Annotated in this window: 14 protein-coding genes; 9 read left to right on the top strand and 5 right to left on the bottom strand. The window is 34.8% G+C overall.

Annotation, left to right across the window (positions count from 1 at the left end; all coding sequences use genetic code 11):
- Nucleotides 1-29: 29 nt before the first annotated feature.
- The 6 genes from porX (at nucleotide 30) to ZPR_RS11205 (ending at nucleotide 4,738) form a co-directional block, all read left to right on the top strand.
- Complete coding sequence (porX, locus tag ZPR_RS11225) at nucleotides 30-1,580, top strand: T9SS response regulator signal transducer PorX (protein WP_013071787.1); 1,551 nt, start codon at nucleotides 30-32, stop codon at nucleotides 1,578-1,580.
- 113 nt (nucleotides 1,581-1,693) lie between these two features.
- Nucleotides 1,694-2,098 (top strand): tRNA (adenosine(37)-N6)-threonylcarbamoyltransferase complex ATPase subunit type 1 TsaE, encoded by a 405-nt coding sequence (gene tsaE / locus ZPR_RS11220; RefSeq protein ID WP_013071786.1) that lies wholly within the window; start codon nucleotides 1,694-1,696, stop codon nucleotides 2,096-2,098.
- A 296-nt stretch (nucleotides 2,099-2,394) separates the two neighbouring features.
- The gene (locus ZPR_RS23415) at nucleotides 2,395-2,541 is read left to right on the top strand and encodes a hypothetical protein (protein WP_013071785.1); all 147 of its coding nucleotides are present in this window, start codon (nucleotides 2,395-2,397) and stop codon (nucleotides 2,539-2,541) included.
- Between the two features lie 130 nt (nucleotides 2,542-2,671).
- Nucleotides 2,672-3,061 carry a hypothetical protein gene (locus tag ZPR_RS11215; protein ID WP_013071784.1) on the top strand — a complete coding sequence of 130 codons (390 nt, stop codon included), beginning with the start codon at nucleotides 2,672-2,674 and terminating at the stop codon, nucleotides 3,059-3,061.
- A 68-nt stretch (nucleotides 3,062-3,129) separates the two neighbouring features.
- A complete protein-coding gene (locus tag ZPR_RS11210; RefSeq protein ID WP_013071783.1) occupies nucleotides 3,130-4,329 on the top strand; it encodes an alanine dehydrogenase in 1,200 nt (399 codons plus the stop codon).
- Between the two features lie 28 nt (nucleotides 4,330-4,357).
- Nucleotides 4,358-4,738: a DUF4258 domain-containing protein gene (locus ZPR_RS11205; RefSeq protein ID WP_013071782.1), complete on the top strand. Its 381-nt coding sequence runs from the start codon at nucleotides 4,358-4,360 to the stop codon at nucleotides 4,736-4,738.
- An 83-nt stretch (nucleotides 4,739-4,821) separates the two neighbouring features.
- On the opposite strand, the gene bcp is transcribed toward ZPR_RS11205, so the two are convergent.
- The gene (gene bcp, locus ZPR_RS11200; protein WP_013071781.1) at nucleotides 4,822-5,271 is read right to left on the bottom strand and encodes a thioredoxin-dependent thiol peroxidase; all 450 of its coding nucleotides are present in this window, start codon (nucleotides 5,269-5,271) and stop codon (nucleotides 4,822-4,824) included.
- 31 nt (nucleotides 5,272-5,302) lie between these two features.
- On the opposite strand from bcp, the gene ZPR_RS11195 reads away from it, so the two are divergent.
- Nucleotides 5,303-5,971 (top strand): endonuclease III domain-containing protein, encoded by a 669-nt coding sequence (locus tag ZPR_RS11195; protein WP_013071780.1) that lies wholly within the window; start codon nucleotides 5,303-5,305, stop codon nucleotides 5,969-5,971.
- 169 nt (nucleotides 5,972-6,140) lie between these two features.
- Here the strand turns inward: ZPR_RS11195 and wrbA are convergent, their stop codons facing one another.
- From wrbA to ZPR_RS11185, 3 genes are all read right to left on the bottom strand, one after another.
- Nucleotides 6,141-6,740 carry an NAD(P)H:quinone oxidoreductase gene (gene wrbA, locus ZPR_RS11190; protein ID WP_013071779.1) on the bottom strand — a complete coding sequence of 200 codons (600 nt, stop codon included), beginning with the start codon at nucleotides 6,738-6,740 and terminating at the stop codon, nucleotides 6,141-6,143.
- Nucleotides 6,741-6,960: 220 nt separating this feature from the next.
- Nucleotides 6,961-7,113, bottom strand: a complete 153-nt coding sequence (locus ZPR_RS23410; protein ID WP_013071778.1) for a hypothetical protein — start codon at nucleotides 7,111-7,113, stop codon at nucleotides 6,961-6,963.
- 60 nt (nucleotides 7,114-7,173) lie between these two features.
- Nucleotides 7,174-7,758, bottom strand: coding sequence for an RNA polymerase sigma factor (locus ZPR_RS11185; protein WP_013071777.1), 585 nt, complete (start codon nucleotides 7,756-7,758; stop codon nucleotides 7,174-7,176).
- Nucleotides 7,759-7,986: 228 nt separating this feature from the next.
- Between ZPR_RS11185 and uvrA the strand changes: the two genes are divergently transcribed.
- Together uvrA and ZPR_RS11175 are read left to right on the top strand one after the other, a co-directional pair.
- Entirely contained in the window at nucleotides 7,987-10,776 is a 2,790-nt protein-coding gene (gene uvrA, locus ZPR_RS11180; RefSeq protein ID WP_013071776.1) for an excinuclease ABC subunit UvrA, read from the top strand.
- 172 nt (nucleotides 10,777-10,948) lie between these two features.
- A complete protein-coding gene (locus tag ZPR_RS11175) occupies nucleotides 10,949-12,190 on the top strand; it encodes a hypothetical protein (protein WP_013071775.1) in 1,242 nt (413 codons plus the stop codon).
- A 195-nt stretch (nucleotides 12,191-12,385) separates the two neighbouring features.
- Here the strand turns inward: ZPR_RS11175 and ZPR_RS11170 are convergent, their stop codons facing one another.
- Nucleotides 12,386-13,846, bottom strand: coding sequence for an oligosaccharide flippase family protein (locus ZPR_RS11170; protein WP_013071774.1), 1,461 nt, complete (start codon nucleotides 13,844-13,846; stop codon nucleotides 12,386-12,388).

The following is a 13,846-nucleotide window of genomic DNA, read 5'->3' as shown; positions in this document are numbered from 1 at the left end:
TTTTAACCGGCTTATAAATTTAACCGAACATGAATACAATCAAAATATTATGGGTAGACGATGAGATCGACCTTTTAAAACCACATATTCTATTCCTTGAATCTAAAAACTACGAGGTCTCTACCTGCCAAAGTGGAACAGAGGCGATCGAAAAAATAGATGAAGAACGATTCGACATTGTTTTCTTAGATGAAAATATGCCTGGTTTGACCGGTTTGGAAACCCTTTCTGAAATTAAAGAAAAACAGGCCAATATTCCTATAGTGATGATCACTAAAAGTGAAGAGGAGTATATTATGGAAGAAGCCATAGGCTCTAAGATTGCAGACTACCTTATTAAACCTGTAAATCCAAATCAGATCCTGCTATCGATTAAAAAGAATTTAGATCACTCCAGGTTGATTTCTGAAAAAACAACATCAAATTATCAGCAGGAATTTCGAAAAATCGCTATGGATTTGATGAATGTTAGCACCTATGAAGACTGGACCGAAATGTACCAGCGGCTCATCTATTGGGAGCTGCAACTGGAAAATATAGAGGACAGTAGTATGTTTGAAATATTGGAAACCCAAAAGCAAGAGGCCAATAGCCAGTTTTGTAAGTTTATCGATAAAAACTATCCAGAGTGGTTTGAGGATGGTGCCACTGCTCCAACCATGTCCCATACCCTGTTTAAAAGAAAAATTTTACCTGAAATCAGCAAAGAGCAGCCTACTTTATTAGTGGTTATAGACAATTTACGCTATGATCAGTGGAAAGCATTCGAGCCTATTGTATCTAATTATTATAAAAAAGAAAAGGAAGAGCCATTTTGTAGTATTTTGCCAACAGCCACGCAATATGCGCGTAATGCGATTTTTTCTGGACTAATGCCAAGTGAGATGGAAAAACTTTATCCACAATACTGGAAAAATGATACGGATGAAGGTGGAAAAAACAACTTTGAAGCTGAATTTTTAGCGGAACAACTAAAAAGATTAGGTAAAGAAATTAAACACGAATATCATAAGATAAGCAACCTAAAGGCTGGAAAAAAACTGGTAGAAAACTTCAAAACTCAAAAGAATAATGATCTAACAGTCGTAGTATATAACTTTGTAGATATGCTTTCGCACTCCAAAACAGAAATGGAGGTGATTAAAGAATTAGCATCTAGTGATAAATCATATCGCTCCCTTACAGAAAGCTGGTTTAAAAACTCGCCGCTATTAGAAATAATTCAACAGGCGCAGCAATTAGGATTTAAATTGATTATCACCACAGATCATGGTACTATAAATGTAAAAAACCCGAGTAAAGTAATAGGGGATAAAAATACCAGTTTAAACCTTCGCTATAAAACGGGAAAAAGCCTAACCTACGAAAAGAAAGATGTACTGGCCGCCACAAAGCCTAAATCACTGCATCTACCTACTATAAATATGAGCAGCTCGTTTATATTTGCTAAAGGTGATCTTTTCTTTGCTTATCCTAATAACTATAACCATTATGTTAGTTATTATAGAAACACCTACCAACATGGAGGGGTGTCCTTAGAAGAAATGATCATTCCTTTTAGCGTCCTGTCTCCGAAATAAAAATATATGAAAGAATTTTCTTTCATTAAAAACAATATAAAGCACTGTAAATAAACCTAATAGAGATATTAGGTTTTTTTTGGTATCTTTACAATCTAAAATTTTTGCCAATCATGGAGTTTGAGTACCGTTTATCGAATATCGATGATGCCATTTCATTCATTTTAGAACATGCGCAAAGTAAAACAATTCTTTTCTACGGAGAAATGGGTGCCGGAAAAACAACCCTTATAAAAAACCTCGTTAAAAAATTGAATAGTCAAGATCAGGTAGTAAGCCCTACATTTTCTTTAGTCAATGAATATGAAACTGACGATGATAAGATTTTTCATTTTGATTTTTATCGGATTGAGGATGAAAATGAAGCTTATGATATAGGCTTTGAAGATTATTTAGAACAATCTGGATGGAAATTTATAGAATGGCCTCAGAAAATTCAAAATTTAATTCCTGCAGATCATCAAAAATTAGAAGTAAAGAAAAAAGATGCAGAAACCAGATTGTTAAATTTTAGTTAAAAAAATGTGAAGATCATTAAATTTTGAGGAATAAAAATGATTTTATGAGCCTTAATTTTTTGTAATTTTGCTAATAATTTCAAGCTTTATGTAATTAATAATTTATTTTTTTTAAGCATAAGAGTTAAAACAATAAGCAATAGTAAAAAATTTACGAAAATTAAGAAGATTTTCTAAGAAGCTGCAAAAGTACAATTAATGTATTTACCATTAGTAGGTTATCTCGTAGTAGGTTTGTATCAGAAAACAAAACGAAATACGATTTAAAAAATAATAAGAACAAAAAACCTACAATTATGAAACTAAAAGCATTATTATTCGGAGCAGCAATTTTTGGAGCATCTTTTTTCGTAACTTCAACAACAGATAACGATCATGCAAAAGACCCAATCAAAAAACAAGCGGTTGATAGATCAACGATCAAAATTCCTGTTAACGGGTAGTATAATAGCTATTATTATAGCATTTTCACCATATTTATTTTATATATACGAAATTTTCCCAGACGGACCTGTTTGGGAAAATTCGTTGTTTACATACAAAAGTAACTACTATGAAAATGTTATGACTGCTATGTGGACTTACTTTGGTAAAATTACACCATTAATTCTTCTATTGATCTGGTTTTTTACCTGTAAACATTGGTGGTATCATGTGATTTTAGTTCCTACGATCATGTACGCCTACCAGTTAATTACTGCGATCTATCAGGATATGTATCTAAACATCGATCCAATGGATACCAATCAGCTTATATATTTAGCACCATTTTTTATTATCATAATATCGATTGTTTATCTGGTTAGAATTAAAATTTTCGATAAAATTTACGGAATCGATTTAAGTGAAATTGAAGAGACCAAAATTTCGGTATTCTCGCCGGTTTCTGAAAAAGATCTTGAAGAAATGGAAGAGCTTAAAAAATCTGAAAGCACCGAAGAAGATTATTACGCTAAACTTTAGAAAATCTCTTTACCCCTTTCCAAAAAATAATTGTAATTTAACTTTTCTAATCAGCTGAAAAGATCATTATGACCAAACAGGTTTCTCCTTTTACCAAAGAAGAGCTTATTCCTCAGGAAGAAAAACTTGAGATTTATAAAAATAAAGGAGAACTTTTTATAGGTATTCCTAAAGAAACATCTTATCAGGAAAAACGAATTTGTTTAAGTCCTGATGCTGTAGGAGCCATTACCGCCCATGGTCATCGTGTAATGATCGAGTCGGGTGCAGGAAACTATGCTAATTTTAGTGATAAGGATTATTCAGATGCCGGTGCAGAGGTGACTAAAGACACCCAAAAAGTATTTTCCTGTCCCACGATTTTAAAGGTAGAACCACCATCCATCTCAGAATTGGAGATGATGAACCCACAAACAATTTTGATCTCTGCCCTGCAGATTAAAACACAAAGCAAATCTTATTTTCAAAAACTGGCTTCCAAAAGAATTACTGCGCTTGGATTTGAATTTATTAAAGATGATGATGGTAGTTACCCTATTGTTCGGGCTTTAAGTGAAATCACCGGAACGGCCTCTGTACTTATCGCATCAGAAATCATGAGTAATAACGGTGATGGAAACGGACTATTATTTGGCAATATTAGTGGCGTACCTCCGGTAGAAGTCGTTATTCTGGGAGCAGGTACGGTAGGCCATTTTGCCGCCAGATCTGCTATTGGTCTTGGCGCTAATATTAAGGTTTTTGATAGTTCTATTACCAAATTACGTAAGCTTCAATCGGCTTTAGGTCGAACTTTTTATACCAGTACTATCCAGCCAAAAAATTTAAGTAAGGCTTTAAAACGTTGTGATGTACTTATTGGGGCGGTTCGAGGCAATAATCGTTCGCCAGTTTTAGTGACTGAAGAAATGGTTACATCTATGAAACGTGGTGCGGTTGCAATCGATGTAAGCATTGATGTTGGCGGTTGCATCGAAACCAGCGAAATTACCAGTCATGAAAAACCAATTTTCACAAAACATAATGTAATCCATTACTGCGTACCTAATATTCCTTCACGCTATGCCAGATCAAGCTCACTTTCGTTAAGTAATATCTTTACTCCGTATCTGTTACATATTGGTGAAGAAGGCGGATTAGAAAACACGCTTCGTTTTGACCGTGGATTAAGAAATGGTTTGTATTTTTACCACGGAGTTTTAACCAACAAATCTATTGCAGATTGGTTTGATCTCACCTATCGAGACATTAACCTCTTGATTTTCTGACAATAACTATCGATTTTAGCTACTTTTTATGAATATTTTTCAGCGTCTTGGATATTTTTCAGTAGGACTTTTTATGGGAATAATCATTCTCATCTTTTTTTTAAGCGGAAAAAAAACCAGTTGTTCCTATTTTCCAAATGCACGAACTTTGAAAAGTATTCGTACTAAAGAACGACATTTTGATAAAAACGCGATGAAATTCTTTACTGAAAATAATATCGATACCAGTAGTATTTCTTCTATTCTCGAAAACGGTGAGGTTCATTTTAGCCAAAGTATAACAGATAAAGACTCTTGTAATATTTACCTTATTTCCGGGGAAACTCATAAAGAACCAATTCAATTTAAAGTTGAGAATTGCGACAGTATCGCGACCATTCAGGAAGCGGGCTTTTATTCTGAAAAGTAAAAATGCCCGCCAAGATTCTACATCTCAGCAGGCATTTATTTAAAATGACTGATATAATTAGAATAAAAATTCTTATCCAAAAATTATAAAATCTGGGCAGCGTGGTCTTTGGTTTTTACCTTTCCTATTACCTCTTCTATTTTTCCTTCTTCGTCGATCACAAAAGTTGTGCGATGAATCCCATCATATTCTTTTCCCATAAATTTTTTAGGACCCCAAACGCCATAAGCATTAATCACTTTTTTTTCTTCGTCCGCTAACAACGGAAACGGAAGTTCATTTTTAGCTTTAAAATTGGTTTGCCTACGTTTAGAATCCGCACTTACCCCTAAAATAGCGTAGCCTTTTTCTTTAAAAACTTCCCAGTTATCACGAAGGTTACAGGCTTCTGCTGTACAACCAGGAGTGCTGGCTTTTGGATAGAAAAATAGCACCAGTTTCTTTCCTTTAAAATCTGAAAGTTTTATCAAATTTCCGTCTTGATCTTCTACGGCAAAATCTGGGGCTTTATCTCCTGTTTTTAATGTTGTCATAATTCTTATTTTTGTTTAAAATTAAAGCTTTATGGACAAACAACAAAAAGTGCAATTTGTAATTGACACTTTACAACATATTTATCCTGAAATTCCTATTCCATTAGATCATAAAGATCCTTATACCCTTTTAATTGCTGTTTTGCTTTCTGCCCAAAGTACAGATGTTAAGGTAAATCAAATTACACCGCTTTTATTTGAAGTTGCCGATACTCCACAAAAAATGGTGAAATTAACTATTGAAGAAATCAGAGAAATTATAAAACCCTGTGGGTTATCCCCCATGAAATCGAAAGGGATCCATGGTCTTTCTGAAATTTTATTAGAAAAATATAACGGACAGGTACCTGCAGATTTTGAAGCTTTAGAAAGCTTACCCGCTGTTGGTCATAAAACTGCGAGTGTTGTGATGTCACAGGCTTTTAATGTACCGGCTTTCCCGGTAGATACACATATTCATCGTTTAATGTATCGCTGGAATCTCTCTAATGGAAAAAGCGTAGCGCAAACCGAAAAAGACGCGAAGCGATTGTTTCCTAAAGATCTTTGGAATGAGCTTCATTTACAAATTATCTGGTACGGTAGGCAGTACTCTCCGGCCAGAGGATGGAATCTTGAAAAAGATATTATCACTAAAACAATTGGCCGCAAATCGGTGATTAAAGAATATGAGACAAAATTATCTAAAAAGAAGAAGTAAACTATCTTAGGGCAAGCGCATGCAGCTTGATTAGAAAATTCTTTTTATTTCCAGGTATAAACATCTCAGTAGTGATCGGGATCTAAACATTAAATCGCGATTATTGAGTAAAATGATAAAAGCTCCGATCCTGGAGCTTTTATCTACTATTTATATTAAATCAGCTGTTCTAAGCTTTTATTTTGGCAGCGATGCCCACTGTACGCTTCACCTGAGCTTTTATAGCCTGTTTATCTTTATCTGATAAATCACTTCCTCCAACGGTACTAAAGCCATAAGGATTACCTCCGGTTTCAAAAATCACGGGATCGCTATAACCAGGGTTAGCAATCACAGCCCCCCAATGCATCATAGATTTGTATAAAGCGAGTAAAGTACCCTCTTGTCCTCCATGAGGGTTTCCTGCACTGGTCATCCCGCTTACTACTTTATCCACAAGTTTTCCTTTTTGCCATAACGGACCAGTAGAATCCATTAAACTACTAAATTGTGATGGCAAATTTCCGTATCTTGTAGGCGCTGAAAAAATAATGGCATCTGCCCATTCCAAATCGTCTATGGAGGCTACCGGAACATCTTTTGTATCATTAAAATGTTTTATCCAGTCTTCATTAGTTTTCATGATTTCCTCTGGCACCGTCTCTTCTACCCTTAGAAATTTAATTTCTTTAACTCCAAGGTCTTTTGCTGCTTCTTCTGCCGCTTTGGAAAGTTTATAATTGGTACCGGTTGAGCTATAATAAATAATAGCAAGTTTTACATCCTTCATAATTTATTTTTTCCTCAATTTAAGATTATAAAAGAAAACTATAGAAAAACAAATTTTAAAATTTTTATAATTCTATCTAAATTTAGAGTCTCAGGGCAAGACCACAGGTATGAACCGGATACGTTTTTATGATTTCGAAGCTAGACTAAGATATCATAGCCTTAATTTTAAATGAGTTTAAGAAAAATAAAAAGGCCTGCTAAGTAGCAGGCCAGAATTTTTAGTTTAAAAGCATTTCAAAATCCTCGTTCTCACCAGGCAAAACTTTTAATGCTTTCGAATAATTTAATAGAAACTTTATGGTTTCTTCTTTAGGTTTCAAATCTTGTAATTTTTCTTCTTTCGAAGGTTTTTCAAAGTAAATATTCCTCATTAATTAAACTATTTGATGGTTATGATTACATAACGTAGCTTAATTTAGAATATTGTAAACTTAATTCGTTAAAACTAAATTATGTTTCTCTATTATTTTTCTAAGATTTATAAGTGCATATCTCATGCGGCCCAAGGCAGTATTGATACTCACTCCTGTGCGTTCCGAAATCTCCTTAAAACTCATCTCTTTATAAATACGCATTGTTAAAACCTCTAACTGATCTTCGGGAAGCTCTCTTATAACTTCGCGCAAATCGCTTTCAATTTGATCTTTGATAATTTGTTTTTCGGCATTTAATCCAGAATCACTTAATACAGAAAAAATATTAAAATCGCCACTATTATCAAATTTGGGCATTCTTTTGTTTCTTCTAAAATGATCGATCACCAGGTTGTGGGCAATACGCATTACCCAGGGTAAAAATTTCCCTTCTTCGTTATACTTCCCTCGTTTTAATGTATTGATGACTTTGATGAATGTGTCCTGAAAGATGTCTTCAGCAATATCTTTGTCAAATACCTTGGAATAAATGAAACTGTAAATTCTGTGTTGATGACGACGAATAAGTTCTGAGAGAGCAAGCTCGTTTCCGTTAATGTAGTCTTTAACCAAAACGGCATCTGTTACCTTAGTTTTTTCCATACAGTTACTTTTAAAGGGCCAGGCCCTGTCTTAGATTAGGTTATTTAGATATAAAAGTAACTGTGTACTATAGGCAGATTTATTTTTGAGTTCGGTTCCAAATATAGCAAACTAAATTTGAGATATACAAATAAAAGCTTAAAATTTTAACAATACTATAGGATTTTAATGGCTTTTTGCACTGGTCTAGATTAAGTACCTTTGCATACTTATTGCTAGAAAGTGAACATGAATACAGATTTAGAAAAGGTAAACCCCAAAGAAAATATTATCATTAAAGGTGCAAAATTGCACAATCTTAAAGATATTAATGTTGTTATTCCACGTAATAAACTGGTGGTAATTACAGGTCTTTCCGGCTCTGGAAAATCCAGTTTAGCTTTTGATACACTTTATGCTGAAGGACAGCGAAGATATGTAGAGAGCTTATCCTCTTACGCCAGACAATTCTTGGGAAGGCTTAATAAACCAAAGGTAGACTATATTAAAGGTATTGCCCCGGCAATCGCTATAGAACAAAAGGTAAATTCTACCAATCCAAGATCTACCGTAGGAACCTCTACTGAAATTTATGACTATCTAAAATTACTATATGCCAGAATTGGGCGGACTTTTTCTCCAATTTCAGGGAGAGAAGTTAAAAAGGATTCTGTGACCGATGTGGTTCATTTTGTGAAACAATTTCCAGATCGTACCAAACTCCTCCTACTCGCCCCTATTTATGTTGAAGAAGGAAGAGATTTAGATGAAAAAATTAAAATTCTGGCACAACAGGGATATAGCCGAATAAAAGTTAAAGATGAAGTTTTAAGGATCGATGAAGCCGACCTAAGTAAAGTGAAACCTGAAAACACCTCTTTGGTCGTAGATCGTGTGATTAAAAAAGATGATGAAGATTTCTTTAATCGCTTAGCCGATGCTATTGAAGCTGCTTTTTTTGAAGGAAAAGGAGAACTCTATATCGAAACACTCGCTGATAATAAGTTACATCACTTCAGCAATAAATTTGAATTGGACGGGATGAATTTTCTGGAGCCTAACGTTCACCTATTCAGTTTTAATAATCCTTACGGCGCCTGTCCTAAATGTGAAGGCTACGGCGATGTAATTGGTATTGATGAAGATTTAGTCATTCCTAACACCGGCCTTTCTATCTACGACAATGCTATTTATCCCTGGCGGGGTGAAAGCATGAGCTGGTATCGGGATCAACTTGTAAATAATTCACATAAATTCGATTTCCCGGTGCACAAGCCTTATTTTGAATTGACTCCAAAGCAAAAAGAACTGGTTTGGAATGGAAATGAATATTTTGAAGGGTTAAATCAGTTTTTTGAATTTTTAGAAAGTAAAGCCTATAAAATTCAGAATCGTGTTATGCTTTCTCGTTATCGTGGTAAAACAAAATGTTCGGCATGTCAGGGAAAAAGACTTCGCCAAGAAGCTGAATATGTAAAAATTAACGGATCAAGTATTACAGAGCTTGTAGTTAAGCCTCTGGATAAAGTAAGAGCTTTTTTTGCTGAGTTAAAATTAGATGAATACGAAGCTAAAATCGCGAAACGTTTACTTACTGAAATTAATAACCGTTTACAGTTTTTATCTGAAGTTGGCCTGGATTATCTTACCCTAAATAGAAAATCTAATAGCCTTTCTGGTGGAGAATCCCAGCGTATTAACCTGGCGACCTCATTAGGCAGTAGCCTTGTAGGATCCATGTATATTCTAGACGAACCTTCTATTGGGTTGCATCCCAGGGATGGCGAACGCCTAATTGGTGTGCTCAAGAACCTTCGTGACCTGGGCAATACTGTAATTGTCGTGGAACACGACGAAGAAATTATGAAAGAAGCCGATGAGATTATAGATATAGGACCAGAAGCAGGCACCAATGGTGGTCATGTAGTGGCAACGGGAACTCTAAAAGAAATCTTAAAATCTGACTCGCTTACTTCGCAGTATCTAAATAATAAAAAACGCATAGAAGTTCCTAAAAAGCGAAGAAAATGGACACGGGAAATTAACCTTCTTGGTGCCCGGGAAAATAATCTTAAAAACATAGACGTCATGTTCCCACTGGGAATATTCACGGCCATAACCGGGGTTTCTGGTAGTGGCAAAAGTACGCTTGTTAAAAAACTACTTTACCCGGCAGTACAGAAACAATTAGGGGGCTACGGAGAAAAAGTTGGACAGTTTAGCGATATTAAAGGCGATTTTAAAAATTTAGGTTCGGTTGAATTTATTGACCAGAATCCAATTGGTCGCTCTTCAAGATCAAACCCCGTTACCTATATTAAGGCATACGACGATATAAGAAATTTATTTTCTTCTCAAAAATTATCCAAAATAAGAGGTTATAAGCCTAAACACTTCTCATTTAATGTTGATGGTGGACGGTGCGAGGTGTGCAAAGGTGAAGGAGAAGTGACCATAGAAATGCAGTTTATGGCTGATGTTCATTTACAATGTGAAGCTTGCGATGGTAAACGGTTTAAAAAAGAAATTCTAGAAGTACAATTCAAAGACAAAAATATAGATAACATCCTTAACATGACTATCGATGATGCTATCGATTTTTTTGATAAACATAATGAGGATAAAATTGCCAATAAGCTTCAACCGCTTCAGGATGTTGGTTTAGGTTATGTGCAGTTAGGACAAAGTTCTTCCACACTTTCTGGAGGAGAAGCCCAGCGTATTAAACTGGCTTCCTTTTTAGTAAAGGGAAATACAAGGGATAAGGCGTTATTTATTTTTGATGAACCTACCACAGGGCTTCATTTTCATGATATTCAGAAATTATTAAAATCATTTAATGCATTAATCGACAAGGGGCATACCGTAATCGTAATCGAGCATAATATGGATTTGGTTAAATGTGCAGATTATGTTATAGACCTGGGAGCTGAAGGTGGAGAAAACGGCGGTTATCTTGTTACCCAGGGAACCCCAGAGCAAATCATAAAGAGTAAAGATTCCTATACTGCTAAATATTTAGCTCCAAAATTAAAATAAAATCATTAAAATTTTAAATACCTAAAATTCAACATATTAACTCGTTTTAGCAAACTTTAAAATAATCCCTTAAGGAGCCTATGAATGGCTCCTTTTTCGTTTTTGGCATGCGCTTTGTTTCTTCTATGGTGTAGGTAGCTACTACTTCAGTATCAATTTAAAAACTAAAGCCATGAAAAAAATTTCCTTAATATTTTCAATATTGTTTTTAGGCCTGGTAAATATTGCCAAAGCCGATGAAACAAGTAGCAGATATGGCTATGATGATTCCTTTATTTTTATTGAAGGAGGCGTTGAATTTTCGGTTTATCCAAATGGAGAGTTCGATTTTTATTATAACCCCGCATTTAGAAGATCTAGTATTAATATATCTGTACCTAACGTAAACATCAGTTTTAACTCTGGTTATAATTACGATCCATACATTCAATACGATGATTATGGTGCAGTTATTCAGATTGAGGATGTACCCATTTATTATGATTACTACGGTAGAATCACCCAGGCCGGAAACATTGTTATTAATTACGATCGTTATGGATATGTGGTAAACGTGGGAAACCTATTTGTTCAATATGATCCTTACCACAGGATTGCCGGGTATAGAGGTTATATAAACGCTTACAATCGCAGATATGTTTACCGCCCATGGCATAGGTATTATAGAAGACCCAGAGCCAGTTTCAGCATTGTTTATAACAGACCTTACAGAGCGTATTATCAACCAACAAGAGTAACTTATGTAAACCACGTTAACTATTATAATACACACCATCACCAAAAGACCTATAAAAATTTTTACAGACCGGGTCAAAAAGTGAGAAGTTATAATCGTGGCAGTAGAGTTGCTCAAAAACGAGAGATACGTTCTAACAGGAACAGTGCCAGTAGAAGCAATGTTGCAACCAGAACAAGAAATGCTAATCACGCTAATAGCAGAAGATCTGTTGATAGATCAACTAGTTCTAGCAAAAGAGATCATGTGATTATTGGGGCAAGAAACGAAAGAAGTTCTAATAACAGTGGTGTTATTAGAAATAGAAATAGCCGTTCTTCAAATAATACTGGAATTTCGAATAGAAATGCAATTGAACGCCATAGTGATGCTCGGGCCACCGAAAATAACAGGACACAAAGAACAAGTACCTACAGACCATCGGCCGGCTCTAGAAATACTACAGCAAATCAAAAAAAATCAGCGGTAATAGAAAGAGAACGAGCTTCTAGAGCTCAAAATAGTACCAGAACGCAGAGAACAATAAACACTCCGCGCCCGGAGCAAAGTAAGCAGATAAAAAGAACTGCACCAGGTAGAAGTCAAAATACTTCTGCAAGAAGCTCTAGATCAAATAATAATGTCAAAAAATCTACTCGTTCACAAACTTCGGCACGAAATGTGAGAAGTAGAGATTAGAGTTCATAATTTAATTTTTTGGTTGGTTAGTTGGAAAACCCCCAGCGGCGCAAGCCCGGGGGTTTTCTTTTAATTATAAGTTCATGCAGCTGTAGGATTAACGCTATATATTTTAACGAGGAATCGAATATCATAAAAGCCTTGCTTACAGCTCACCAAACCTATTTCATTTTCTTACCCTTACTTATTGAAATATTATTTGATTTTAGCTAAAATGGACCTAATCATTACATTGATCTCTTCAGAAAGATTTAGAAAATAAACAGTAGAAATATATAAAATTGCAGTAATCCCTCCCTTTAGTGCAATACTCACTATAGGATAGAAAGGAAATTCCCAATAATAAAATACTATAGAAAAGATTGAAGTGAGTCCAAAAAGCATCCAGCTTTGTTTGGTAAAAGGATTCATTTTAAATTTTTGCTCTACCAAAATAAGTTTGGAAGTATTATAGATAAAAAATGCCAAAAAAGAGGCTATTGCAGCACCCTCAATTCCAAAACGCGGAATAAAAAATAAATTCAATAAAAAAGCTAATATCACCAGAAGCACTCCTATCGCTAAAACAATTCTATAATAATCAGAGTTAAAAAGAATGCTATTATTAATCGCTAATATATTATCGTAAAGCTTAACAAGTGAAATTAAAAGCACTATTAATATACTTAATGAATATTCTTTGGGAATAAGTTCATACAGCATATGGACATTCGTTATGATCAAAATAAAAATTAAAGCACTAACAATGGATAAATTGATTGAACTTTTTTTATACAGATCCTCTAGCTTTTTAAAATTGCGCGTATTTAGATATTCCGCAGTTATGGGGTTTGTAATTTGATGCATCGCTTTTTGGGGTACCGATATTACGGTAGCGATATAAACGCCAATTCCGTATATCGCAACATTTTCTATAGGTAAATACGACTCGATCATCACCTTATCTAAATCCAATAAGGCAGTAGCCACAGAGGCAGCAATTAAAATTAGTGCGGTATATTTTAATACCCGAATTAAATTGGATGGAAAACTGAATTTTAAGGTAGGACTGTGCAATTTAAAGGCATAAGCGCCCATTACCAAAAGCCGTATAAGAAATACCAGACCTACTCCATACATAAAATGATTAACCTCCAACAGATCAAAGTAGACCAGGAATAAAAGAATGGTCGTGCCTAATCGATGTACTACCTCTTTCATAAAATTGCCGAAAGTACTTTTGTAATAGATCTTTGCCCAGGCAAAAAATATTTCAAAGTACGCAGTGGCAATCGCTAATAAATAAATGAGCCATACATAGGGTTTTACCAATTCGTTTCCGTCAGAAAAATAATTCAGTAAAAATTCATAGGTAAAATGTCCAATACCCCCTAAAATAAGCGAAATAGCCAAGGGAAGATATAAGGCCAGATTCAATAACTTATCCTTCTCTTCTTTCGTTTTATAACTGGTAAAAAACTTTACAATCGTACTATGCACACCAAAAGCCATAAAAGGCCACATTAAATTTGCTGCTGAAAGCAAGAAGCTTACCAACCCGTAATGCTCCTGATCTAAAAAATAGGTATATAAGAAAAGCGTGTTTAACGCACCAAGTCCAAAACCTACATAGGTCGTCAGCATGTTTTTGACCGACTGGTTAATAATTACGCCCAT

The sequence above is a fragment of the Zunongwangia profunda SM-A87 genome (genome assembly GCF_000023465.1).
Classification (GTDB): Bacteria; Bacteroidota; Bacteroidia; order Flavobacteriales; family Flavobacteriaceae; genus Zunongwangia; species Zunongwangia profunda.
This window is presented reverse-complemented; position numbering and strand designations above follow the sequence as displayed.